At 31.0% G+C, this 22,952-nt stretch carries 27 protein-coding genes; 25 read left to right on the forward strand and 2 right to left on the reverse strand.

From position 1 onward, the window contains the following. The 16 genes from ACQY31_RS07100 to ACQY31_RS07175 are packed head-to-tail and all read left to right on the forward strand — an operon-like array spanning position 1 to position 13,690. Positions 1-1,236 carry a M24 family metallopeptidase gene (locus ACQY31_RS07100; RefSeq protein ID WP_428079788.1) on the forward strand — a complete coding sequence of 412 codons (1,236 nt, stop codon included), beginning with the start codon at positions 1-3 and terminating at the stop codon, positions 1,234-1,236. Continuing rightward, the gene (locus tag ACQY31_RS07105) at positions 1,236-1,646 is read left to right on the forward strand and encodes an AAA family ATPase (RefSeq protein ID WP_428079789.1); all 411 of its coding nucleotides are present in this window, start codon (positions 1,236-1,238) and stop codon (positions 1,644-1,646) included. The genes ACQY31_RS07100 and ACQY31_RS07105 overlap by 1 nt, the downstream gene beginning before the upstream one ends. Beyond that, positions 1,643-2,017: a cytidyltransferase gene (locus ACQY31_RS07110; RefSeq protein WP_428079790.1), complete on the forward strand. Its 375-nt coding sequence runs from the start codon at positions 1,643-1,645 to the stop codon at positions 2,015-2,017. Before ACQY31_RS07105 ends, ACQY31_RS07110 begins: the two co-directional genes overlap by 4 nt. A gap of 6 nt (positions 2,018-2,023) precedes the next feature. Then, a complete protein-coding gene (locus ACQY31_RS07115) occupies positions 2,024-2,875 on the forward strand; it encodes a HalD/BesD family halogenase (protein WP_428079791.1) in 852 nt (283 codons plus the stop codon). After that, positions 2,876-3,655, forward strand: a complete 780-nt coding sequence (locus ACQY31_RS07120) for an enoyl-CoA hydratase (protein ID WP_428079792.1) — start codon at positions 2,876-2,878, stop codon at positions 3,653-3,655. It abuts the gene before it with no gap. A 2-nt stretch (positions 3,656-3,657) separates the two neighbouring features. Then, positions 3,658-3,858 (forward strand): hypothetical protein, encoded by a 201-nt coding sequence (locus ACQY31_RS07125; protein ID WP_428079793.1) that lies wholly within the window; start codon positions 3,658-3,660, stop codon positions 3,856-3,858. Between the two features lie 4 nt (positions 3,859-3,862). Beyond that, positions 3,863-4,297, forward strand: coding sequence for a CoA-binding protein (locus ACQY31_RS07130; RefSeq protein WP_428079794.1), 435 nt, complete (start codon positions 3,863-3,865; stop codon positions 4,295-4,297). Positions 4,298-4,301: 4 nt separating this feature from the next. Further along, positions 4,302-4,721: a YeeE/YedE family protein gene (locus ACQY31_RS07135; RefSeq protein WP_428079795.1), complete on the forward strand. Its 420-nt coding sequence runs from the start codon at positions 4,302-4,304 to the stop codon at positions 4,719-4,721. Next, positions 4,718-5,137, forward strand: coding sequence for a DUF6691 family protein (locus tag ACQY31_RS07140; RefSeq protein ID WP_428079796.1), 420 nt, complete (start codon positions 4,718-4,720; stop codon positions 5,135-5,137). Before ACQY31_RS07135 ends, ACQY31_RS07140 begins: the two co-directional genes overlap by 4 nt. A 46-nt stretch (positions 5,138-5,183) precedes the next feature. After that, positions 5,184-6,794: a hypothetical protein gene (locus ACQY31_RS07145; RefSeq protein WP_428079797.1), complete on the forward strand. Its 1,611-nt coding sequence runs from the start codon at positions 5,184-5,186 to the stop codon at positions 6,792-6,794. Positions 6,795-6,840: 46 nt separating this feature from the next. Beyond that, positions 6,841-7,410, forward strand: coding sequence for an NAD(P)H-dependent oxidoreductase (locus ACQY31_RS07150; protein ID WP_428079798.1), 570 nt, complete (start codon positions 6,841-6,843; stop codon positions 7,408-7,410). Then, on the forward strand, positions 7,379-7,855 hold the full coding sequence (locus ACQY31_RS07155; protein WP_428079799.1) for a hypothetical protein: 477 nt from the start codon (positions 7,379-7,381) through the stop codon (positions 7,853-7,855). Before ACQY31_RS07150 ends, ACQY31_RS07155 begins: the two co-directional genes overlap by 32 nt. Before the next feature lie 57 nt (positions 7,856-7,912). Beyond that, complete coding sequence (locus ACQY31_RS07160; protein ID WP_428079800.1) at positions 7,913-10,345, forward strand: GcvT family protein; 2,433 nt, start codon at positions 7,913-7,915, stop codon at positions 10,343-10,345. Next, the gene (locus ACQY31_RS07165) at positions 10,345-11,094 is read left to right on the forward strand and encodes an electron transfer flavoprotein subunit beta/FixA family protein (RefSeq protein ID WP_428079801.1); all 750 of its coding nucleotides are present in this window, start codon (positions 10,345-10,347) and stop codon (positions 11,092-11,094) included. The genes ACQY31_RS07160 and ACQY31_RS07165 overlap by 1 nt, the downstream gene beginning before the upstream one ends. Further along, the gene (locus tag ACQY31_RS07170) at positions 11,094-12,047 is read left to right on the forward strand and encodes an electron transfer flavoprotein subunit alpha/FixB family protein (RefSeq protein WP_428079802.1); all 954 of its coding nucleotides are present in this window, start codon (positions 11,094-11,096) and stop codon (positions 12,045-12,047) included. Before ACQY31_RS07165 ends, ACQY31_RS07170 begins: the two co-directional genes overlap by 1 nt. A 23-nt stretch (positions 12,048-12,070) precedes the next feature. After that, positions 12,071-13,690, forward strand: a complete 1,620-nt coding sequence (locus tag ACQY31_RS07175; RefSeq protein WP_428079803.1) for an electron transfer flavoprotein-ubiquinone oxidoreductase — start codon at positions 12,071-12,073, stop codon at positions 13,688-13,690. Between the two features lies 1 nt (position 13,691). Here ACQY31_RS07175 and ACQY31_RS07180 read toward each other — a convergent pair whose 3' ends face one another. After that, positions 13,692-14,066 (reverse strand): DUF2237 family protein, encoded by a 375-nt coding sequence (locus tag ACQY31_RS07180; protein WP_428079804.1) that lies wholly within the window; start codon positions 14,064-14,066, stop codon positions 13,692-13,694. Beyond that, positions 14,067-14,534: a phosphoribosyl-AMP cyclohydrolase gene (hisI, locus tag ACQY31_RS07185; RefSeq protein ID WP_075506137.1), complete on the reverse strand. Its 468-nt coding sequence runs from the start codon at positions 14,532-14,534 to the stop codon at positions 14,067-14,069. A gap of 76 nt (positions 14,535-14,610) precedes the next feature. Between hisI and folE the strand changes: the two genes are divergently transcribed. From folE to ACQY31_RS07230, 9 genes are all read left to right on the forward strand, one after another. After that, on the forward strand, positions 14,611-15,231 hold the full coding sequence (gene folE / locus ACQY31_RS07190; protein ID WP_428079805.1) for a GTP cyclohydrolase I FolE: 621 nt from the start codon (positions 14,611-14,613) through the stop codon (positions 15,229-15,231). Between the two features lies 1 nt (position 15,232). Then, positions 15,233-16,234: an MDR family oxidoreductase gene (locus tag ACQY31_RS07195; RefSeq protein ID WP_428079806.1), complete on the forward strand. Its 1,002-nt coding sequence runs from the start codon at positions 15,233-15,235 to the stop codon at positions 16,232-16,234. Further along, positions 16,234-17,121 (forward strand): LysR family transcriptional regulator, encoded by an 888-nt coding sequence (locus ACQY31_RS07200; protein ID WP_428079807.1) that lies wholly within the window; start codon positions 16,234-16,236, stop codon positions 17,119-17,121. Before ACQY31_RS07195 ends, ACQY31_RS07200 begins: the two co-directional genes overlap by 1 nt. 103 nt (positions 17,122-17,224) lie before the next feature. Continuing rightward, positions 17,225-18,247, forward strand: coding sequence for an extracellular solute-binding protein (locus ACQY31_RS07205; protein WP_428079808.1), 1,023 nt, complete (start codon positions 17,225-17,227; stop codon positions 18,245-18,247). Further along, on the forward strand, positions 18,248-19,858 hold the full coding sequence (locus ACQY31_RS07210) for an ABC transporter permease (protein WP_428079809.1): 1,611 nt from the start codon (positions 18,248-18,250) through the stop codon (positions 19,856-19,858). A 2-nt stretch (positions 19,859-19,860) separates the two neighbouring features. Then, positions 19,861-20,919 carry an ABC transporter ATP-binding protein gene (locus tag ACQY31_RS07215; RefSeq protein WP_428079810.1) on the forward strand — a complete coding sequence of 353 codons (1,059 nt, stop codon included), beginning with the start codon at positions 19,861-19,863 and terminating at the stop codon, positions 20,917-20,919. A gap of 14 nt (positions 20,920-20,933) precedes the next feature. Beyond that, the gene (locus tag ACQY31_RS07220; protein WP_428079811.1) at positions 20,934-21,620 is read left to right on the forward strand and encodes an AzlC family ABC transporter permease; all 687 of its coding nucleotides are present in this window, start codon (positions 20,934-20,936) and stop codon (positions 21,618-21,620) included. 1 nt (position 21,621) lies between these two features. Continuing rightward, positions 21,622-21,930: an AzlD domain-containing protein gene (locus ACQY31_RS07225; protein ID WP_428079812.1), complete on the forward strand. Its 309-nt coding sequence runs from the start codon at positions 21,622-21,624 to the stop codon at positions 21,928-21,930. Position 21,931: 1 nt separating this feature from the next. After that, positions 21,932-22,948: an MBL fold metallo-hydrolase gene (locus tag ACQY31_RS07230; RefSeq protein ID WP_428079813.1), complete on the forward strand. Its 1,017-nt coding sequence runs from the start codon at positions 21,932-21,934 to the stop codon at positions 22,946-22,948. Positions 22,949-22,952: the final 4 nt, after the last annotated feature.

Consider the following 22,952-nt stretch of genomic DNA (forward strand, 5'->3'; position numbering starts at 1 on the left):
ATGAGATTTAGTAGAAAAATAGTTCCTGAGATAAAACCAAGACAAAATTTTATTACCAAAAAAAGATTAAGAGAAGACGAGATTGATTTTGATAAATTAAGATCATATCGTTTAGATAGGGTCAGAAAAGAATTAGTAAAAAATAATTTAGAGGCTTGTATTCTCTTTGATCCTGTAAATGTTCGTTATGCTTTAGATACTGTGAACATGAGTGTCTACAATATGCATAATTTAACAAGATATTGTTTTATTCCTGTAAATGGACCAACAATTCTTTATGAGTATTTTAATTGTGAAATATTATCAAAGCATTTAAATCTAATTGACGAAATAAGACCTGCAATCACATGGGATTATTTTAGCAATGGAGATCAAGCAAATTTACAATTATCAAAATGGATTAATGAAGTTAAAGATTTATCAAAAAATTATTTTAAATCAAAAAAAATTGCAATCGATGTTTTAAATGGTCCTGCGGTTGCAGCCTTAATTAAAGAAGGTATTGAAGTTGTAGATGCAAAATTAATTTTAGAACAAGCAAGAGTAATCAAATCATCTGATGAATTAACTTGTATGAAAGCAGCAATAGAAGTTGCAGAAAAAGGTGTGTCTAAAATGAGATCAGATCTTAAGGCAGGTATGACGGAGGATGAACTGTGGTCAATACTTCACAAAACAAATATTGAAAATGGAGGTGAATGGATTGAGTGTAGGATTTTATCATCTGGTGAAAGAACAAATCCATGGATGCAAGAGAGTAGTAATAAAGTTATGCAACAAGGAGAAATTGTTGCTTTTGATACAGATATGGTTGGTCCCTATGGATACTGTGCTGACATATCAAGAGCCTTTGTAGTCGGACATAAATTTAATGATGAGCAAAAAAAACTATATTCAATGGCTAGAAATCAAATTGATCATAATTATAGATTAATAAAACCGGGAATGAGTTTTAAAGAATTTGTTAAAAAATCTTGGGTTTTGCCTGATGAATATTATGGAAATAGGTATTCATGTATGGTTCATGGAATTGGTTTGTGTGATGAGTGGCCTCAAATAAGATATCCAACTGATGGTGGAGAAGAAGGTGGAACTTTTGAGAAGAACATGACAATTACACTTGAGAGTTATATTGGTAAAGTGGGTGGTAAAGAAGGTGTTAAGCTTGAGCAACAATACCTAATTGGTGAAAATGGACTTGAATTAATGTCCCATCATCCGTTAGAAGATATTTAATGAAAATAATTTTAGTAATGGGATTACCTGGTGCAGGTAAAACAACTTTAGCAGATGAAATGGCGCCCATGTTAAACGCTAAAAGATTAAATGCCGATGAAGTTAGAAAAGCAGCTGATGATTGGGATTTTTCAGAAGCGGGAAGAGTAAGACAAGCTAAAAGAATGGCTGAATTTGCTCTTAAATTAAAAGCAGAAGGTCATTATGTAATTGCAGACTTTGTTGCTCCTACACCGGAGGCAAGAAGTATGTTTCCAGCAGATTTTAGAATTTGGGTGGATACAATAAAGAAAGGTAGATTTGAAGATACTAATCAAATGTTTGTTAATCCAAAAAATTTTGATTACCATGTAACAACTCAGGACGCTAAAAAATGGGCACCGTTAATAATTGAGGAGATTAAAAAATGACATATCAATGGGATAATAAAAAACCGACAGCACAAATGCTAGGAAGATGGCAACCATTTCACGATGGGCACTATACCTTGTTCAAAGAGATAATTAAAAAAACAGGACAAGTTTGTATTCAAATAAGAGATGTACAGGGTGTTGATGATAATCCATTTGATTTTGAAACTGTAAAAAAAAATATTGAAGAAAGATTAAATCCTGAATTTGAAGGTCAATTTAAAATTATGTTGGTCCCTAACATTACAAATATTTGTTACGGAAGAGGTGTTGGATATAAAATTGAGGAAATAGTTTTAGATGAGGAAACTCAAAAAATCTCAGCAACTAAAATTAGAGCTCAAATGAGAGAAGAGGGTAAATTAAAATAAACTTTAATGAACGATAGATTAAATACTATTGTCGATTTAAAAAGATATCCTATTCACGATTTAAATTCTCCAATCATTAAGAATTTAGTAAAAAAATGTAAGGAAGAATTAGACCAATATAGTTGTTCAACTATCCCAAATTTTATTTTACCTAAATCTTTAGAGGTAATGAATACAGAATTGGAAAAACAACTTAATGAAGTTTATATGTCTAAAGAAAGCATCAATGCATATCTTTATGCTAAAGATGACACAAGTTTACCTGAAAAACATCCAAAGAGAAATTTTATGGAAAGGTATAATGGATATTTAAATTCAGATTGCTTTCCAAAAAATTCAGAAATGAAATATCTTTATGAAACTGAAGAACTTTTAAAATTTGTTTCTGCATGTTTAGGTATTTCTCCTATTTATAGATGGGCAGACCCTTTGGCTTGTCATGCGTACAATGTTATGAAACCTGATGGAATTCTTCCTTGGCATTTTGATAGTTGTGAGTTCACTCTAAGCTTGATGATTCAGAAACCTGAAAAAGGAGGTATTTTTGAATATTGTCCAAATATAAGAGCACCAGGAAATGAAAATTTTGATGAGGTTAAAAAAGTTTTAGACGGAGATCGATCAAGAGTTAGACAGCTTAAATTAGAACCTGGAGATCTTCAAATTTTTAAAGGCAGATTTACTCTGCATAGAGTTACAAAAGTAGAAGGTCAAAAATCAAGATATATGTGCATTCCAGCTTATGTATTAGATCCCTATAGAGTAAATACCCCAGAACATTCAAAAGCAATTTATGGTAAAGTTTTACCAATTCATATAGAAAGAAATCAGGCTAGATCCGACGGACTAACTGATTAAATGACTAGTAATATTAAAATAAAGAGAATTAATTCTGAAATTTCGTCAATTATAATTGATGAACCGAAAACATATAATTCTTTATCATTTAAAAATCTTTCCGATTTATTAAAATCATTAAAAAAATTAGATGCTGATAAAAATGTTAAAGTTATAATTTTAGAAGGTTCCGGCAAAGGTTTTAGCGCTGGTCACAATCTAAAAGAAGTAAGAAGTCTTAAAAAAAAAGATAAGTATCAAAAGTTATTTAATCTTTGCTCTAAAGTGATGCTTCAAATTGTAGAAGGAAAAAAACCAGTTATTGCTAAAGTTCATGGTGCAGCTTTTGCAGCGGGCTGCCAGTTAGTTGCAAGTTGTGATCTTGCATATAGTACTAAAGACTCTTTATTTGCAACACCAGGTGTAAATATTGGATTGTTTTGCAGTACACCAATGGTTGCTGTTAGTAGAAAAATTAATCGTAAACCAATGATGCACATGCTGTTAACAGGAGAACCAATCAAAGCAGATTATGCAAAAGAAATTGGTTTAATAAATAATTGTTTTTCTAAATCAAAATTAAATGATGAAGTTTTAAAAGTAGCAAAAAAAATTGCTTCTAAATCAAACTTGACCATTAAAATTGGAAAGCAAGCTTTTTATAAACAATTAGAAATGCCTCTAAGAAAAGCATATGCGTACACTAGTAAAATGATGACTGTTAATATGATGGCAATCGATGCAAAGGAGGGTATTTCAGCTTTTTTAGAAAAAAGACAGCCAAACTGGAAACATAAATAATAATGAAGAGCAAAAAAAATATACTCATTATTTTATTTGTTATTTTTGGAATGTACTTTGTATTAAATTTTAAAGATCATAATTTTAAAAGAGCAGTGGATGCTTGTATTGCAGGAAGTCAAAAATTATCTGAGACAAAAATTACAGACTTGAATGAAGCAAGAAAATTCTGTGAAGAACAAATTAAAAAAGAAAACAATTAATTAAATGAGTAACATAAAAAGAATTTTAGAAAATTCTAGGTCTATTGCAATGATCGGTGTTAGTAATGATCCAAAGAAACCCTCAACTATTGTTATGAAATATATGCAAGAGTATGGGTATAAAGTTTACCCAATTAACCCATCAGCTAAAGGTAAAAAAATTTTAGGTGAGGAAGTCTATGCTTCTATAAAAGATATTAAAGATCCTATAGACATTGTAGATGTGTTTAGACCTTCCAAAGAAGCTTTTGGCATAGCTGAAGATACTGTAAAAATTGGTGCTAAGGTATTATGGTTACAACTTGGAATAAGAGATGAAAATGCTAAGTCACTTGTAGAAAAAAATAATATTGAATATGTAGAAAACAAATGTACCAAAATGGAATATCAAAAATTTTTTTTAAAAGTAAGACAGGCTTTTCCTGTTTTGAGTGATTAATTTTATGAACATAGTAAATTTTACACCAATTCCTGCTTTTACTGGTGGATTGATAATTGGATTGGCAGTAGCTGTATTTTTTTTGCTGAACGGTCGTTTAGTTGGAATTAGTGGGATTGCAAGTAATGCTTTAACAGAAAAAGAAAATAAATTTGATAATTTATTATTCTTGTTGGGCTTAATTATTGCACCATTTATTTACTCTATATTTTCTAAAGGAGGAATTAACATTAGTATTTCTAATTCTTACGTCTTGATGATTGCAGCAGGTTTGTTAGTTGGAATTGGAACACGTGTTAGCGGTGGATGCACAAGTGGCCACGGCATAAGTGGTATTGGAAGATTTTCTTTAAGATCAATTATTGCAACAATTACATTTATGATTGTTGGAATTTTAACTGTATTTATAAAAAATTTATTATGAACAAATTAGCTTCCCTTCTTTCAGGAATAATATTTGGTATCGGTTTAGTGATATCTGAAATGATTAATCCTGCAAAAGTATTAGGTTTTTTAGATTTATTTGGTAATTGGGATCCTTCTCTAGCATTTGTGATGATGGGAGCATTGGTCGTTTCATCTCCTTTGTTTCATATAATTAAAAAAAAAGAAAAACCGTTACTTGTAGATAAATTCAATTATTCAAATAACAAAACAATAAATAATCAATTAATATTAGGTTCAGCTTTATTTGGCGCTGGTTGGGGATTAGGTGGATTATGTCCTGGTCCAGCTATAACATCTATTGCTTTATTGAATATTTATTCAATAACTTTTGTAGTTTCAATGTTTGTAGGCTTTTACTTGGTTAAATCATTTAATTTAAGTTCTCCAAGATAAATTTATATTTTTTCTTAATTGTTTATAATGAGTAAAAATAATTTTTATGAATAAAGTTTTAAAATTTTTAGACAGTACTTTTTTAGATTTAGGCCGACAATTTAAATGGACTTATCTACCACCTTTAATGGTTTATGTTGCAGCGGGTATTTCTGGATTAACAGGAATAGTTGGAACTTTTTTTGTTAAAGATTATTTAAATTTATCTGCAGCATTTTTAGCGGGGCTTGGTTTTTGGGCTGGAATTCCATGGGCATTAAAAATGCCTTTAGGTCATTTAGTTGATCTTATATGGGATAGAAAAAATTATATGGTTTACTTTGGTGCTTCTTTAATCGCCTTAAGTTTACTGATTATGTATGGCCTTATAATTCATACCGAAGACATGTCTGAAATTTTAAAAGTTGAGACTTGGTTTGTGATTAGCGTAATTTTAGCTCCTGTTGGTTATGTAATTCAAGATGTTGTTGCTGATGCTATGACTGTTGAAGCTGTGCCACTAACTGATGAAAGTGGAAATGATTACAGTAAAGATCAAGTTAAAATTATGCATACAACAATGCAAACTCTTGGTCGTTTTGCAATCATTGGAGGCACTGTTTTAGTTGCTTTAGTAAATGTAATTTTATTTAGAGATGTAGATAGCCTAGAACAGACTGCTAAAATTGCTCTATACGGTAAAATTTATTTATATGCATTAGTTATTCCAGTTGTTTCAATCTTAGGAGTATTTTTAGCAAAATATTTAAGGAATAAAAAAATTCATAATTTAAAATCTAAAGGACTTGAGCTTAAAGAGGAAAGAGGATCTGAGAAAACCAAGATTAATTGGTGGATCCTTGGGGGAAGTTTAATATTTGTTATTTTCACTTTATCTATAGGATCCTTCAATGTTCCTTTTGCACAAGAGATCGTTTTTATTGGTTCAGTTGTCATAATTTTATTTTTGATGTTTAAACTTATCAAAGAGTTGCCAGACAACTTAAGGTTAACAATTGTTGGTACTGCAGTAATTATATTTATATTTAGAGCAATGCCTGGTCCTGGTCCTGGTCTTACATGGTTTGAAATTGATGAACTTGGTTTTAATGAGCAGTTTTTTTCAATTTTATCTTTACTGGCATCAATTTTAACATTGGCTGGAATTGTTTTATTAAGACCATTTATGGCTAATAACTCAATTGCAAAAATTATTGTTGTATTAAGTATAGCTGGTGCAATTTTATTTTTACCAAGTGTTGGAATGTATTATGGATTTCATAATTGGACTGCCTCATTAACTGGAGGAGTAGTTGATGCTAAATTTATAGCAATACTTAATACAGCTCTAGAGTCTCCATTAGGACAGGTATCAATGATCCCTTTATTAGCCTGGATTGCTAAAAATGCTCCCTCACATCTTAAAGCAACTTTTTTTGCAGTTTTTGCTTCATTTACAAATTTAGCTCTTTCAGCAAGTGCTTTAGGGACAAAATATTTAAATCAAATTTTTACAGTTACCAGAGAGGTAAAAGATAAAGTTTCAGGTGAAATCCAAACTACCGCTGATTATTCAGAACTTGGGATATTGTTAATTGTTGTAACTTTACTGACGCTAATTTTACCTATTTTATTTGTCTATATAATTAACAATAGTAAGTACAAAACCTCGGAATAAAAAATAATCTTATAGTTTTTTTGATTTTTTTTGTTAATTAGAAAGCATGAAAAAAATTTTCCTAGTTTATGGTCATTATAATGACAATTCATTTAATGCAGCAATTAAAAATGAGTTCATAAAACACTCTGAATTAAAAGGTAACAAAGTTGATGTTGTAGATTTATATAAAGAAAAATTTGATCCAGTTTTTGCTGGAGAAGAACCAGGTGCTGAAGTTTTAGATCATCGAAAAAGAATAGAAGAGTGTGATACTATTGTATTAGTTGCTCCTATTTGGAACTTTAGAATGCCAGCAATTGTTGAAGGATGGATTGATAAAGTATTGGCACCGCCATGGGCATTTAGATTTAAGCAACTCGTTGGAAACTATGGCTATCCAATTGGTAATTTGAGAAAAAAGAAAGCAGTAATTTTTTGTACATATGGCTCACCAAGACTAGCTATTACTACCTTTTTTTTAAATTTACCCATTAGAAGATTGAAAAGAGGGGTATTTCATATGTGTGGCATATATAACATTACCTATAGAAGATATTTTGCAGTACCTTTTGTAAGCGACTCAAAAAGACAAGAGTTCTTAGATGATGTTAGAAAAACTGCGAATAATATTTAGTGCTTTATTAATTCTATTATTAACTACTGTTTATTCATATTCGGAGCTGGTAAATCCAAACAAAAACATTACTCCAAAAGAAGTTGTTGAAATTCAACTTAATGGTCTCAAACAAAATGATTTAGAATATAAAGATAGAGGGATAGAGCAAACCTGGACCTTTGCTCACCCAAATAATAAAAGAGTGACAGGTCCCCTAGGTAAATTTAAGAGAATGATAAAAGGTGCCTCCTATAAAATGATGATTAATCACTTAAGTCACACTATCACAGAGCTTGGCAGTAGTGACAAATGGGCTCAGTTTGAGGTCATTATTTTAGATAAGGATAAAATTTATCACAAGTTCAATTGGCAGGTTGAAAAATACACAGACGAAGGAGTTTTAAAAGATTGCTGGTTGACCACAATGGTCTCAAGTCCAATTCCCCTCGGCAGCTCAATTTGATTATCCATAGATACATTTTTGTTTCGTTAATAATAAAAATTTAGTAGGAATCACAAAATGAAAACAAAAACTAAAGTCGTAGTAGTTGGTGGTGGAGTAGTTGGTGTTAGTGCTCTTTATCACTTAGCAAAAAAGGGTTGGTCTGATGTAGTCCTTGTTGAGAGAAAAGAATTAACTTCAGGTTCAACTTGGCATGCCGCAGGTTTGCTGCCGTTGTTTAATATGAGTTACTCTGTAGGACAACTTCATAAGTATGCAGTAAATCTTTATAAAACTTTAGAGGAAGAAACTGGAAAAAATGTTGGCTTTAGTGTTGTTTCAAACATTCGTTTAGCAAGCACAAAAGATAGAATGGATGAGTACCATCAGTACGCAGGTGTTGCTAGAACAATTGGAGTAGATGTAAAATTTTTAACTCCACAACAAGTAAAAGAAATTTGGCCTTTGTGTCATACAGATGATTTAGTTGGAGCAATTCAACACCCAGAGGATGGATACATCCAACCCGCAGATTTAACACAAGCTTTAGCCACTGGTGCAAGAAATAGGGGAGCCGAGATTTATAGAAACACAACTGTTCTATCAATGAGACAAACAAAAGATGGATGGATTGTTGAAACAGATAAAGGATCAATAGAGTGTGAACATGTAATTTCTTGTTCTGGAAATTTTGCAAGACAAACTGGTGAAATGGTTGGATTAGATATTCCAGTTATTCCTGTTGAACATCAATACATCGTCACAGAACCACATCCTGCTATTCAACAAAGAAAAAAGGATGGTTTACCAGAAATGGGTGTTTTAAGGGATAGCGATAGCAGATGGTATATGAGAGAAGAAGCAGGTGGATTAATTTTAGGACCTTATGAAGATGGTGCACCAGCATGTTATGTAGAAGGACCATCAAAGAATTCTGAATACGAATTATTTCAAGAAGATTTGGATAGATTAGCTCCACATATTGAAGGAGCAATACATAGAGTTCCTGCTTTTGGGGAAGTTGGAGTTAAGAAAGTTTATAATGGAGCAATTTGTTATACACCTGATGGAAATCCAATTGTTGGACCAGCTTGGGGACTTAAGAATTTTTGGATCAATGAAGGTCATAGTTTTGGAATAACTGCAGCAGGTGGTGCTGGTTGGCAACTTGCTGAATGGATTGTAGACGGTGAACCAACAATTGATATGTTAGGAGTTGAACCAAGGCGATATGGAAACTACGCAACAAAATCTTATTTAAAATCTAAAAATGAAGAAGCCTATAGTCATGTTTTTATAGTTCACTATCCAGACGAAGAGAGACCTGCAGCAAGACCTTTAAGAACAGCTCCATGTTACGAAAGAATGAAAAATTTAGGAGCAGTTTTTGGTCAAAAATTTGGATGGGAAAGACCTAACTTTTTTGCAACAGATGGAATGGAGCAAAAAGATGATTGGTCATTTAGAAGATCAAAATGGTTTGATGCAATTAAAAAGGAATGTCAAAACGTAAAAGAAAATGTTGGTCTTTTAGATATGACTGCTTTTGCAAAATGTAGAATAAGAGGACCTAAAGCAGAGGAATTTTTAGATTATTTAGTTGCAAACAAACTTCCAAAAAAGATTGGAAGAATAAATTTATGTCATGCATTAAATACTAAAGGTGGCGTGCATTCAGAATTTACTATTATGAAAGAAGCCGAGAATAGTTATTACTTAGTATCAGCTGGAGCAAATTTAAGATTAGATCATGATTGGATTCAAAAATGGATGCCAGATGATGGATCTGTAATTTTTGAAGATTTAACTAATAGCACAGGTGTATTAGTAGTAGCTGGCCCTAAAGCGAGACAACTAATGCAAAAGGTTTCAACAGATGACTTTTCTAATGAAAACTTTAAATGGCTTACAGCAAAAAATGTGAATGTAGGATATGCACCAGTGAATGCCATGAGAGTAAATTTTGTTGGTGAACTTGGATGGGAACTTCATCATCCAATCGAGTATCAAAATCATATTTTTGATAAATTAATGGAAGCTGGTAAAGATTTAGGAATTAAACCATTTGGTATCAGAGCAATGAATAGTTTAAGAGTTGAAAAATCTTACAAATTGGTTGGAACAGAATTATCAATTGAATATTCTCCATATGAATCTGGACTAGATAGATTTATTCATCCAAATAAAGGAAACTTTATTGGTTTAGAGGCACTTAATAAATGGAGAGAAAAAGGTTTTGATAACAAGTTAGTAACTTTAGAAGTTCATAATACTAAAGATGCAGATGTTTTAGGAAATAATCCTATATTTAAAGATGGTAAAGTTGTTGGAAGAGCAACAGGCGGTGAGTTTGGATTTAGATTAGATAAATCAATTGCTCTTGCAATGGTAAAGCCTGATTGTTCTAATGTAGGCGACAAATTACAAGTTGATATATTGGGTGAAATGTATGACGCTACTGTTTTAGATGAAAGTCCATACGATTCAGAAAATAATTTGTTGAGAGCTTAATGAAAATCTTAGTAGCAGTAAAAAGAGTTATTGATTACAACGTTCAAATAAGAGTTAAAGAGGATGGCACTGGTGTAGTTACAGACAATGTAAAAATGTCAACTAATCCACCAGATGATAATGCAATCGAAGAGGCAGTAAAAATTAAAGAAGCAGGAAAGGCAACGGAAGTGGTTGCAATAACTGTAGGTGAAGAAAAAGCTCAAGAAACTGTCAGAAAGGCTTTAGCGGTTGGAGCAGATAGAGGAATTCATGTTAAAGCAGATGGAATACTAGAGCCATTAGCTGTTTCAAAAATTTTACAAAAAGTTGTTGAAAAAGAAAAACCAGATTTAGTTTTTATGGGAAAACAAGCAATTGATGATGATTGTAATCAAACAGGTCAAATGTTGAGCGCATTATTAAATTGGCCACAAGCAACTTTTGCATCAAAGATTGATGTAAAAGAAAATAAACTAGAAGTTACTAGAGAAATTGATGAGGGACTTGAAACAATTGAAATAAATGTTCCTGCTATTGTAACTTGCGATTTAAGATTAAATGAACCAAGATACGCTTCTCTTCCAAACATTATGAAAGCAAAGAAAAAACCAATTGAAGAAATTTCTGCATCTGATCTAGGTGTTGATACTTCTCCAAGAGTAGAGCAAATTAAAGTAGAAGAGCCACCAAAAAGAAAAGCCGGTATTAAAGTGGCTAATGTAGCAGAATTAGTTCAAAAATTAAAAAACGAAGCAAAGGTAATATAATGGCGGTTTTACTTATAGCAGAACATAATAATAAAGAGTTAAGACCATTTACATTAAATGCGGCTACAGCTGCTTCACAAATTGATAGTGAAGTTCACGCAGTGATAATTGGAAGTAATAGTGAGGAGGCATCAAAGCAACTATCAGGACTTCCAGTAATTAAGAAAGTGTTAAGTGTTGAAGCACCACACTATGAAAATTTCACAGCAGAAAATTTTGCTCCAGTTGTTGTTAAGTTAGCAGAAAATTATTCTCATATCATTTGTTCAGCAAATACATTTGGTAAAAATTTAATGCCAAGAATTGCAGCTCATCTTGATACTTCACAAGTTAGTGACATCATAAAAGTAATATCATCTGATACTTTTGTTAGACCAATTTATGCTGGGAATGCTTTTGCAACAGTTAAAAGTAATGATGCAAAAAAATGTGTAACTATTAGACCAACTTCATTTGAACCTTGTGAAAGCTCAGGAGGCTCAGCACCAATTGAGAAAATTGATGCTGGAGAAGAATTTTCAAATACAAAATTTGTAAAAAGAGAAGAAATTAAATCTGATAGACCTGAACTTGGTACAGCTAGAATTGTTGTATCAGGCGGAAGAGGAATGCAAAGTGGAGATAACTTTAAATTAATTACAGAAATTGCTGACAAGCTTGGAGCAGCTATTGGAGCATCAAGAGCTGCAGTTGATGCAGGTTATATAAGCAATGATCATCAAGTTGGACAAACTGGAAAAGTTGTTGTGCCAGATTTATACATAGCTGTTGGAATATCAGGAGCAATTCAGCATTTAGCGGGCATGAAAGAAAGTAAAGTTATTGTTGCAATTAATAAAGATGGTGAAGCTCCGATTTTCAGTGTTGCAGATTACGGACTTGAAGCAGATCTCTTTGAAGCATTACCTCAGTTCATGGAAGAGCTGAACAAATTAAACACTATACAAAAATAATCCTTACAGTTAAAAACTAGATTATGTCTAGAGAATCTATGGAATATGATGTTGTAATCATTGGTGGTGGCCCATCAGGATTAGCGACTGCAATTAAATTAAAACAATTAGATTCAAATTTAAATGTTTGTTTGCTTGAAAAAGCTTCAGAGATAGGAGCACATATTTTGAGCGGGAATGTTTTTGAAACAAGAGCGCTAGATGAGTTGTTACCAAATTGGAGAGAACTTAACTCACCAATAAAAACCAAAGTAACAAAAGAAAAATTTTTATTCTTAGGAAAAACGAAATCTTTAAGTTGGCCAACTTGGCTTTTGCCAGCAGTTCAACAAAATCATAAAAATTATATTATTAGTTTAGCTAATTTATGCAGATGGTTAGCTGAACAAGCAGAAGGTTTAGGCGTAGAAATTTTTCCAGGTTTCCCAGCAAGTGAAATTTTATATAACGATGACGGGTCTGTTAAAGGAGTAGCTACCCAAGATATGGGTATAGATAAAGAGGGCAATAAAAAAGATAGCTTTGAACCAGGAATTGAGCTTTTAGGAAAAGTAACAGTTTTTGCTGAAGGTTGTAGAGGTCATCTAGGAAAACAATTAATTCAAAAATTTGAACTGAGTAAAGGAAAAGATCCCCAGCAATATGGAATTGGTTTTAAGGAAATTTGGGAAATAGAAGAAAAAAATCATGAAGAGGGACTAGTAATGCATACAGCTGGGTGGCCACTTGATAACAATACTTACGGTGGAAGCTTTATGTATCACGCTGAAAATAAACAAGTATTTTTAGGCTATGTAATTGGTTTAGATTACAAAAATCCACATTTATCTCCTTATGATGAGTTTCAAAAATTTAAAACTCATCCAGCGATAAAAAAAATAATAGAGGGAGGAAAAAGAATTTCTTATGGCGCTAGAGCATTAATCGAGGGAGGATTTCAAAGTTTACCTAAAATGTTTATGCCAGGTGCTTTACTAATAGGTTGTGATGCTGGTACATTAAATATGCCTAAAATTAAAGGCTCTCATACCGCAATGAAAAGTGGAATGATAGCAGCTGAAACTATTAATGAACACCTAAAAGAAAATAAAGATTTATCTATCTATGAAGATAAATTTAAAAATAGCTGGTTATATAAAGAACTGTATGAAGCTCGAAATGTAAAACCTAGTTTCAGTTGGGGTTTAATTTTAGGGATAATCTTTACAGGTATTGATCAAATTTTATTTAGAGGAAAGCTTCCTCTTACTCTTAAACATAAACATGCAGATCACGAAACATTAAAACCTGCAAATCAAATGCCCAAAATTGATTATCCAAAATATGACAATGTTATAACTTTTGACAAAACTAGTTCAGTTTATCTTACAGGAACTAACCATGCTGACAATCAACCTGTTCACTTACAACTTAAAGATCCTGATTTACCAATTAATTATACTCTGGAAAAATTTGATGAACCTGCACAAAGATATTGTCCTGCTGGAGTTTATGAAGTTCAAAAAGAAAATGATGTTAATAAGTTTGTAATTAATTCACAAAATTGTATTCACTGTAAAACTTGCGATATTAAAGAACCTTCACAAAACATAACTTGGGTGACACCAGAAGGTGGTGGCGGACCAAGATATGGAAATATGTAAATTAGGACAAATCTATTGCAAACTTTTTTAAAGTTTCAATAGGTACATATTTAAGAGTGTTTTCGTGGGTTCTTTTCAAAAATATTGGACATCCTTTACCGGCATCAACTGCTCTTGCATACCAACTAGCACACAGGCACCATCCATCTCCATCTTTTAAACCTGGAAACCCAAATTCAGGATGCGGAGTAATTAAATCGTTACCTGCTTCTTTCATCCACTCTAAGCATTCGGTAGTAACTTTAGCACAAACAGTATGTACACCGTGGTCATTTTCGTCTGTATTGCAGCAACCATCTCTAAACCAACCTGTTAATGGATCGTTAGAACATTCTTCTAGATCTTCGCCTAGAACATTTTTTTGTTTTTCGTTCATTTAGATTTTTGTAGGATTTGGTTGTCCTTTATAAACCTCTTCAGGATCAAATTTTTTTTCTTTTTCAAGAAATTCCATTTCTACTTTACGTCCATTATCAATTGGTCCCATAGGAATAGATCTATAAAAGCATGATCTGTATCCAACATGGCAACTAGCACCGTCTCCTATATCAACTGTTAACCAAATTGAGTCTTGATCATCATCAATTCTGATCTCAGTCACTTTTTGAGTGAACCCACTTGTTTTACCTTTGTGCCAGATTGCTTTTCTAGATCTGCTAAAGTAGTGAGCTTCTTTGGTTTCAATTGTTTTTTTTAATGCTTCAACATTCATATAGCCGTGCATTAAAATGTCTTTGGTTTTTGAACACATAGTAATGACAGGTATTAAGCCATCATTATCAAATTTTGGAGAAAGAAGATTTCCTTCCTCGATATCGTAGATATTTTCTCTTTTTTTGAACATAGAATGTGATTATGTAGCACATATCTAGATATAATAAATATTTTAAAATTAGGTAATTACTGTATAAAAAGGCGCTATGAAATTAGTAAAAGACACTGACAACGAGTTAAATGAAAATAAGCAAGTTTCAGACAAAGATGCTGAAGAAGCTTTTAAAACAATTTTAACATGGATGGGTGAAGACCCAAATAGAGAAGGTTTATTAGAAACTCCAAAAAGAGTTGTTAAAGCATTTAAAGAATATTTTAAAGGTTACAAAGAAGATCCAAATAAAATTTTGGATAAAACTTTTGGTGACGTAGAGGGATATGATGACATGGTTGTTCAGAAAAATATTTCTGTTCAAAGTCATTGCGAACATCATATGGCACCAATTATTGGAAAGGCTCATGTTGCTTATATTCCGAAAGAAAGAGTTGTAGGTTTAAGTAAACTTGCAAGAGTAGTTGAAGTATTTTCTAAAAGACTTCAAACTCAAGAGAGACTTACAATGCAAATTGCAAATACTTTAATGGAATCATTAGATGCCAAAGGTGTTGCAGTTACAATAGATTCAACTCATCAGTGTATGACCATGAGAGGAATTAAAAAAGAACAAGCAACTACGGTAACAAATTATTATTTAGGTCAATTCAAAGAAGATTTAAGTTTTCAAAATAGATATTTACGATTTATTAGCACTACGCTAAAAGATTAAAGTGTCTGATCAATTCAAAGCAATAGTTCTTAATCAAGAAGGTGAAAATTTTTCTAGAGAAGTAAAATCTTTAGATAGAAGTTTTTTAAAACATGGGGATGTAACTGTTCAGGTAGAATATTCAGATTTAAATTTTAAAGATGGAATGATTCTAAAGAATGGTGGAAGATTAGTAAAAGAGTATCCGCACATACCAGGAATAGATTTTTCAGGAAAAGTAATTGAAAGTGAAAATTCAAAATTTAAATCAGGCGATGAAGTAATATTAACTGGTTTTAGAGTTGGAGAAGTATTTTTTGGTGGTTATTCTCAGATAGCAAAAGTTAATGCAGACTTCCTAGTAAAAAAACCTGATAACTTAAGTAGCAAGCAGGCAATGATTTTGGGTACTGCAGGCTTAACTTCTTTAATGAGTGCTTTTGCAATTCAGGCAAGAGAAAGTATTTTGCTTGGAGAAAAAGTTAACGATGTTTTAGTAACAGGGGCAACTGGAGGAGTTGGAAGTGTTGCAATAATGGCTTTAACAAAATTAGGATACAATGTAACTGCAGTATCCGGAAAAGAAAGTAAGTCAGATTATTTAAAATCTTTAGGTGCAAAAAACATTATAAATAGAGCTGAATTTGATAAAGACCCAAGACCAATAGATAAAGGTTTATGGGATGGAGTAGTAGATACCGTTGGTGGAAAAATTTTAGCAAACGCAATTGCACAAACAAAGCCTAATGGAATTATAGCTGTATGTGGAAATGCAAATAGTAATGAACTTAACACCAATTTACTTCCTTTTATGTTACGAGGTATTAAGGTTTGGGGAATGGATTCTGCAAATTGCAGTATAAAAAGAAGAGAATTTATGTGGGGTGAAGCATCAAAATTAATTGATTTTGAATTGCTTGAAAAATCAGTTTTAACAGTAGGTTTAGAGGAGCTAATTGAAACTTATCCTAAAATTTTAAAAGGTGAAATTTCTGGAAGAGTATTAGTGGATGTAAATAAATAATGGATTGGGATAAATTAAAAATTTTTCATGCAGTTGCGGAAGCAGGAAGCTTTACAAATGCTACTATAAATTTAAACCTTAGCCAATCTGCAATCAGCAGACAGATACAATCTTTAGAGCAAGATTTAAAAGTACAACTTTTTGAAAGGCACGCAAGAGGATTAACTCTTACAGAAAACGGTGAATATGTTTTTAAAACTGCACACGAAGTAATAAGCAAGTTAAAAGAAGTTGAAACATCTCTAGGTGATCAAAAGAATAAACCATCAGGAAAATTAACTATAACAACTGTAAGAAGTTTTGGTACTCACTGGTTAACACCAAGAATTCAAGAATTTATGAGACTTAATCCAGAGATTGAGATTGAATTAGTCTTTGATGATAAAGAATTAGATTTAAGTACAAGACAGGCTGATATTGGAATTTTCATGAGAAGGCCAAAACAGCTTAATTATATTCAAAAAAAGCTAGTTGATATTAAATATTATATTTATGGATCAAATAAGTACTTAGAAAAAAATGGGATGCCAAAGACAACAAATGACTTAAATAAACATAAATTTATTTCATTTGGAAAAGGGGCACCTTCTCCAGTTTATAATCCAGATTGGGCATTAAAAATTGGAATGCATGATGGTAAAAAAAGAAAATCAATTATGAAGGTTAATAGTGTAATGGGGCTATTGTTAGCTGTAGAATCCGGGGTAGGATTGGCTGCACTTCCTGAATATCTAGTAACAAACTCAAACAACGTAATTAAAGTACTCCCGAAAGTAGAGGGCCCTATAACAGAAGCACACTTTGTGTATCCTCAGTCATTAAAAAATACTGCTAGAGTTCAAGCATTTAGAAATTTCTTATTCAGCAAAATTGGTGATTGGAAATAAAATTTCCCTTATTTTTCAATATTTAACTAATTTTCTTGCATAATTTTATAAAGTATGCGATTGATAATCATTCTCATTGAGAATAATTCTCATTCGCAAAATTATGATTAAAAAATTAAATTTATTTACAATAATTTTTATATTTCTTGCAAAATTCTCTTATGCGGCTGAGGTAAATGTTTTTAGCGCAAGGCATTATGATTCTGACTTACAATTATATGAGAAGTTTACTGCTAAAACTGGAATTAAAGTAAATGTTGTTTCTGGAAAAGACAAAGCACTTGAAAAAAGGATAATTGAAGAAGCAGAGAGCTCTAAAGCTGATTTATATATAACGTCAGATGCGGGAAGATTGGGTGATTTAGATTCTAAAGGTTTTTTTCAAAACTCAATAACACCAGCTATTGAATTAGCAGTTCCTTCAAACTTTAGGTCGCAAAATTGGACAGGGATTTCAAAGAGAGCAAGAATTTTTTATTATGATCCAAATAAAATCAGTTTGGAAGATTTAAATGGAATTTCATATGAAGATTTAGCTGATAAAAAATGGAAAGGAAAAATTGTTATAAGAAAATCAAACAATATATACAATCAATCTCTCGTAGCATCATTAATTAAAAATAATGGAAAAGATCAAACACAACAATGGGCTAAAAATTTAGTTTCAAATTTTGCAAGAAAACCTAAAGGTAATGATAGGGCGCAAATTTTAGCTGTTGCAGCAGGAGAGGCTGAACTAGCTATAGCAAACACATATTATTATGCATTAATGTTATCAGGACAAAAAGGAGAGGATCAAAAAAAAGCTGCTTTAAAAGTATTACCTTTTTTCCCAAATCAAAATGATAGAGGAGCACACATGAATGTCAGTGGTGGTGGCATCCTAAAAAATTCTCCCAACCCTCAGAATGCCAAAAAATTATTAGAGTTTCTTTTAACAAAAGAAGCACAAGAGCACATTGTAAATAATACATTTGAATATCCAATGCTAGAAAGTGTTAAGCCTCATCCAATAGTTCAAAAAATGGGAATGAATTTTAAACAAGATTTAACAACTAAAGTAGATGATTATCAAAAAAACCAAGCTGATGCCTTAGAGATAATGTTGAAAGCTGGCTGGAAATAAATGAGTCATAAAATTAATATTTGGTTTTTAACTTCCTTATTTATTTCTATAATTGTTGCTATACCAATCGTAACTGTATTTAGTAGTTTTTTTAAACCAACGGGAGAATATTTTTCAATAATAAAAGACACTTTCTTATTTGAATATATTTTTAATTCATTATTTCTTTTATTGGGAGTAATCTTGGTTACATTGGTAATTGGAGTTGGTTGTGCATACTTAGTTTCATTTTATGATTTTCCAGGGGTAAGTTTCTTTAAATGGGCATTAATATTATCATTTGCTGTTCCAGCTTATATATATGCGTATTCACTCACTGCTTTTTTTGAAAATTATGGAACAGCTTTTTCAATTTTAGAAAATTTATTTGGAGATGGTAATTTTAACGAAATTATTCCTAAATTTGATGGAATGTTGGGTGCTATAATTTCAATTTCCTTCTCTTTATTTGGCTATGTTTATGTTTTAACAAGAGCTTCATTTCAGCATCAATCTCAAAATTTAATTGAATTAGGTAAAAACCTTGGATTTTCAGACAAAAAAACGTTTTTTAATATTATTTTACCTTCAGCAAGACCAGCAATTATTGCAGGTTTGTCTTTAGTTGCAATGGAAACTCTATCTGATTTTGGAGCTGTATCATTTTTTGGAATATCAACTTTAACCACGGGTATTTATGATGCATGGATTTCTTTTGATGATCTGGCTCTAGCGAATAGAATATCATTTTTTCTTTTAATATTTATTTTTGGATTATTTTTTTTAGAAAATTTTTCTAGAAAAAAAGCACAATATCATTCCCCAGCTAAAGGAAATTTTAAAAGAAAAACTTTAAAAAAATTAAATGGAAATAAATCTTTAATGGCAATAATTTTTTGCTCATTAATATTTTTTTTAAGCTTTTTATTTCCAGTGTTACAAATGTTTTATTGGACAATAAAATTTCCAAAACATTTTATAGATTTAAATATTGCTGAATTACTTTCAAACACCCTAATACTAGTTTTTTTATCTGGATTTCTTTTAATTTTTCTATCTTTTGTTTCAAATTATGGAAATAGAATTAGCAAGAATAAGTTTTTAAATGCTCTAACAACATTTTCAATTACTGGTTATGCTGTACCGGGTATAATTTTAGCTGTAGCTTTCATTACATTCATATCTTGGTTTGATAAAAATATAATTTATTTTTTTGAAATAAAACCTATTTTTATTGGATCAATATTAGGATTAGTCATTGTTTATTTTGTAAGATTTTATTCTTTAGCTAATAATGGAATTAAATCTGGATATTTAAAGATAAATTATTCAATAGATGAAAGTGCATATTTATTAGGTTATTCAAAATTAAAAACATTTTTAAATATTCATGTTCCTTATCTTAAAAATTCTGTATTATTAGTTGGCATATTGTTATCTATAGAAATAATAAAAGAATTACCAATGACACTGATTATGAGACCATTTAATTTTGAAACATTTGCTACTCAAGCGCATATATTTGCATCTCAAGATTTATTAGAAGCTGCTGCAGCACCTTCTATAATTTTAATTGTTATTGCAAGCGTTTTTATTTTAATTACATCAAAGTATATGGTTAAGGATAATTAATTATGAAGAATAATTTTTTAGAAATTGAAAACGTTACTTTTGCTGCAAGCTCTAAAAATAAAGTAACCAATGTTTCATTTAATATTGAAAATGAAGGTGACGTAGTTTGTCTACTTGGTCCTTCAGGAATTGGGAAAACTACAATTTTAAGAACTATTGCTGGACTTGAAAAGATTCAATCAGGTAAAATTATTTTAAAAAATAAAATTATTTCATCCAAGGATTACCATACTGAGCCTGAAGATAGAAATATATCTTTAGCGTTTCAAGATAACTCTCTATTTCCTCATTATAATGTTTTGGAAAATATTAATTTTGGTGCTGAGAGAAATAAAAAGAAGAAAAAAGGTTTAAATTTAAAAGAAATTGTTAAATTTCTTCATTTAGAAAAAATTTTAGATAAATATCCTCATGAAATTAGTTCTGGTGAAGCGCAAAGAGCCTCTTTGGCCAGATCTTTGCTTTCAAATCCAGACTTATTGTTATTAGATGAACCATTATCGAATATTGATCAAAGTTTTAAGGAGGAAATACAAGTAAAATTAAAGCAAATTTTAAAAGATTTAAAAATTACAACAATAATTGTTACGCACGATTCTTATGAAGCTTTTTATCTGGGTAATAAATGTGGAATTATTTTAGATGGTGAACTCAAACAATTTGATGATCCTTATAATGTATATCACTTCCCAAGCTCCATTGATGTAGTCAACTTTTTAAATAGAGGTATTCTAATTCCGGCAAAAGTTACAGATGAAAATACTTTAGAAAATGAAGATTTAGGAACGATTAAAGGCAATTTCACTAAACACTATCCAAAGGGTTCTAAAGTTCAATTATTGTTGCAGCCAGAAGACCTTGAACATGATGATAAAAGTAATTTAAAATTAGAAGTGGTAGATAGAAAGTTTAGAGGAACTAATTTTATTTATACTTTAAAGACCAACAGTGATTTATTAATCCCTGTTTTTGTTCACTCACATCATGTTCATCAGCATGAAATAGATGAAAAATTTGGAATTAAACGACCAATTAATATTGATCACATAGTTTGTTTTTAATAGAACCAAATTAAATGCTTACTAAAAAACAATTATTTACCCGAGGAATGCTAGATATTTCTCCTCATATGTTGTCTGTGGTTCCATTTGGAATAATCTGTGGAGCTATTGGTGTTGAATTAGGATTTGATCCTCTATTAGTTTATGCAATGTCTATTATTATTTTTGGGGGCGCATCACAAATTGTTTTTTTGCAATTATTATCAGGAGGTGCATCTGGATTGATAGCAGCAACATCTGTAGGAGTTATTAATTCAAGACATCTTTTATATGGTGCGGTCTTATCAGAGTACTTAGAAAAACTATCATTAATTAAAAAATTATTAATCTCTTATATTATTGTGGATCAAGGTTTTGCAGAATCTAATAAATTTTTTAAAAAAAATAAATCAGAGCAATACTTACATTATCATTTAATTGGTACAGGTTGCACGATGTGGGTTTGTTGGCAAATTTCTACATTATCAGGAATAATTTTAGGCTCATTTGTTCCAGAAGAACTTGGATTAAAATTTGCAATACCACTTACTTTTATAGCTATTGTAATACAAGATTTAAAAAAAATTGATCACTTGATTGTTATGATTGTATGTGGATTAAGTTCGTTATTATTTTATGATGCTCCATTTAGATCTTATATAATTATTGCACCTATAATTGCTTTGTTTGTTGCAGCTTTAATATTGAGGTTAAAAAAATAAAATGACTTGGTTATCAATTATTGTTGCAGGTATATTAACTTACTTCACTAGAATGACGATGGTGGCTTTAGTAAGTAGAGATATGTTGGGAGATAAAATAAAAGCTGTGTTAGCTTATGTTCCATCTGCAGTATTTCCAGCAATAATATTCCCGGGAATTTTTATAAATGACTACGGTCAGTTCATTGAAATGGATGATCCTAAAATATTTGCAGCAATTGTTGCTATAATTGTTGGTTATTTTTCAAGAAATATAATCGCAACTATTTTGTCTGGTTTAATTTCTTATTGGTTTTTGATATTTATCTAAAATGATATTTAGACAAATATTCGACAGTGTTTCTAGCACTTATACTTATTTAATTGCATCTGGAAGGGGACGTGAAGCTTTAATAATTGACCCAGTCTTAGAAAAAGTAGATCAGTATATCAATTTGTTAAATCAATTAGATTTAAAATTAGTAAAGGTGATAGATACCCATATTCATGCAGATCATATTTCTGGAATTGCTGAACTAAGAGATAAAACTAATTGTGTAACTGTTATGGGCAATAAAACTCCTGCCGATGTAGTTGCAATGAGAGTATCAGATGAAGAGATAATTAAAATAGATGGAATTGATTTACAAGCTTTATATACTCCTGGTCATACTTCTGAGAGCTTTAGTTTTTTGATGGGCGATAGAGTTTTTACAGGAGATACATTATTAATTAGAGGTACTGGTAGAACAGATTTTCAAAACGGTGATCCTAAAGACTCATATAATTCAATATTTAACAAATTATTAAAACTTCCTGATCAAACTCTAGTTTATCCAGCACATGATTACAAAGGAGAAATGGTAAGTACCATCATAGAAGAAAGACAATTTAATCCAAGGTTACAGGTAAAATCAGTTGAAGAGTACGTGGATATTATGAATAATTTAAATTTACCAGATCCTAAAATGATGGATGTTGCTGTTCCTAGTAATCTTAAATTGGGCATTGATTTAAATCGTCAAAAAGTTAATAATGGAATTGAGCCTGAGGAGTTTAACAAGATTAAAAAAGAAGAAAACACAGTTTTAATTGATTTAAGAGAGCAAAACGAAATAGATAAAGAAGGCAAAATAGATAACAGCACTATAGTTCCTTTTCCCTCCATGCATGATTATATAGAAAAAAATAAAAATAGTTTAAAAGATAAAAAAATTCTTTTTTACTGTGCTCACGGACACAGATCTACATTGGCAGTTCAGATTTCTAAATCATATAATTTTGGTAACTGCTTTCACTTAATTGGTGGTTTAGAAAAATGGAAAAAACATGGACTTAATATTAATTAATTTA

Source organism: Candidatus Pelagibacter sp., from assembly GCF_965262185.1.
Lineage (GTDB): Bacteria > Pseudomonadota > Alphaproteobacteria > Pelagibacterales > Pelagibacteraceae > Pelagibacter.

Excerpts from the sequence above, each read along its gene's own strand:
- ACQY31_RS07125 (WP_428079793.1), top strand. The coding sequence starts at position 3,658 with ATGAAGAGCAAAAAAAATATACTCATTATTTTATTTGTTATTTTTGGA.
- ACQY31_RS07220 (WP_428079811.1), top strand. The coding sequence starts at position 20,934 with ATGCTTACTAAAAAACAATTATTTACCCGAGGAATGCTAGATATTTCT.
- ACQY31_RS07200 (WP_428079807.1), top strand. The coding sequence starts at position 16,234 with ATGGATTGGGATAAATTAAAAATTTTTCATGCAGTTGCGGAAGCAGGA.
- ACQY31_RS07140 (WP_428079796.1), top strand. The coding sequence starts at position 4,718 with ATGAACAAATTAGCTTCCCTTCTTTCAGGAATAATATTTGGTATCGGT.
- ACQY31_RS07225 (WP_428079812.1), top strand. The coding sequence starts at position 21,622 with ATGACTTGGTTATCAATTATTGTTGCAGGTATATTAACTTACTTCACT.
- ACQY31_RS07155 (WP_428079799.1), top strand. The coding sequence starts at position 7,379 with ATGATGTTAGAAAAACTGCGAATAATATTTAGTGCTTTATTAATTCTA.
- ACQY31_RS07170 (WP_428079802.1), top strand. The coding sequence starts at position 11,094 with ATGGCGGTTTTACTTATAGCAGAACATAATAATAAAGAGTTAAGACCA.
- ACQY31_RS07115 (WP_428079791.1), top strand. The coding sequence starts at position 2,024 with ATGAACGATAGATTAAATACTATTGTCGATTTAAAAAGATATCCTATT.
- ACQY31_RS07130 (WP_428079794.1), top strand. The coding sequence starts at position 3,863 with ATGAGTAACATAAAAAGAATTTTAGAAAATTCTAGGTCTATTGCAATG.
- folE (WP_428079805.1), top strand. The coding sequence starts at position 14,611 with ATGAAATTAGTAAAAGACACTGACAACGAGTTAAATGAAAATAAGCAA.
- ACQY31_RS07210 (WP_428079809.1), top strand. The coding sequence starts at position 18,248 with ATGAGTCATAAAATTAATATTTGGTTTTTAACTTCCTTATTTATTTCT.
- ACQY31_RS07135 (WP_428079795.1), top strand. The coding sequence starts at position 4,302 with ATGAACATAGTAAATTTTACACCAATTCCTGCTTTTACTGGTGGATTG.
- ACQY31_RS07160 (WP_428079800.1), top strand. The coding sequence starts at position 7,913 with ATGAAAACAAAAACTAAAGTCGTAGTAGTTGGTGGTGGAGTAGTTGGT.
- ACQY31_RS07110 (WP_428079790.1), top strand. The coding sequence starts at position 1,643 with ATGACATATCAATGGGATAATAAAAAACCGACAGCACAAATGCTAGGA.
- ACQY31_RS07215 (WP_428079810.1), top strand. The coding sequence starts at position 19,861 with ATGAAGAATAATTTTTTAGAAATTGAAAACGTTACTTTTGCTGCAAGC.
- ACQY31_RS07105 (WP_428079789.1), top strand. The coding sequence starts at position 1,236 with ATGAAAATAATTTTAGTAATGGGATTACCTGGTGCAGGTAAAACAACT.
- ACQY31_RS07180 (WP_428079804.1), bottom strand. The coding sequence starts at position 14,066 with ATGAACGAAAAACAAAAAAATGTTCTAGGCGAAGATCTAGAAGAATGT.
- ACQY31_RS07150 (WP_428079798.1), top strand. The coding sequence starts at position 6,841 with ATGAAAAAAATTTTCCTAGTTTATGGTCATTATAATGACAATTCATTT.
- hisI (WP_075506137.1), bottom strand. The coding sequence starts at position 14,534 with ATGTTCAAAAAAAGAGAAAATATCTACGATATCGAGGAAGGAAATCTT.
- ACQY31_RS07120 (WP_428079792.1), top strand. The coding sequence starts at position 2,876 with ATGACTAGTAATATTAAAATAAAGAGAATTAATTCTGAAATTTCGTCA.
- ACQY31_RS07145 (WP_428079797.1), top strand. The coding sequence starts at position 5,184 with ATGAATAAAGTTTTAAAATTTTTAGACAGTACTTTTTTAGATTTAGGC.
- ACQY31_RS07205 (WP_428079808.1), top strand. The coding sequence starts at position 17,225 with ATGATTAAAAAATTAAATTTATTTACAATAATTTTTATATTTCTTGCA.
- ACQY31_RS07165 (WP_428079801.1), top strand. The coding sequence starts at position 10,345 with ATGAAAATCTTAGTAGCAGTAAAAAGAGTTATTGATTACAACGTTCAA.
- ACQY31_RS07100 (WP_428079788.1), top strand. The coding sequence starts at position 1 with ATGAGATTTAGTAGAAAAATAGTTCCTGAGATAAAACCAAGACAAAAT.
- ACQY31_RS07230 (WP_428079813.1), top strand. The coding sequence starts at position 21,932 with ATGATATTTAGACAAATATTCGACAGTGTTTCTAGCACTTATACTTAT.
- ACQY31_RS07175 (WP_428079803.1), top strand. The coding sequence starts at position 12,071 with ATGTCTAGAGAATCTATGGAATATGATGTTGTAATCATTGGTGGTGGC.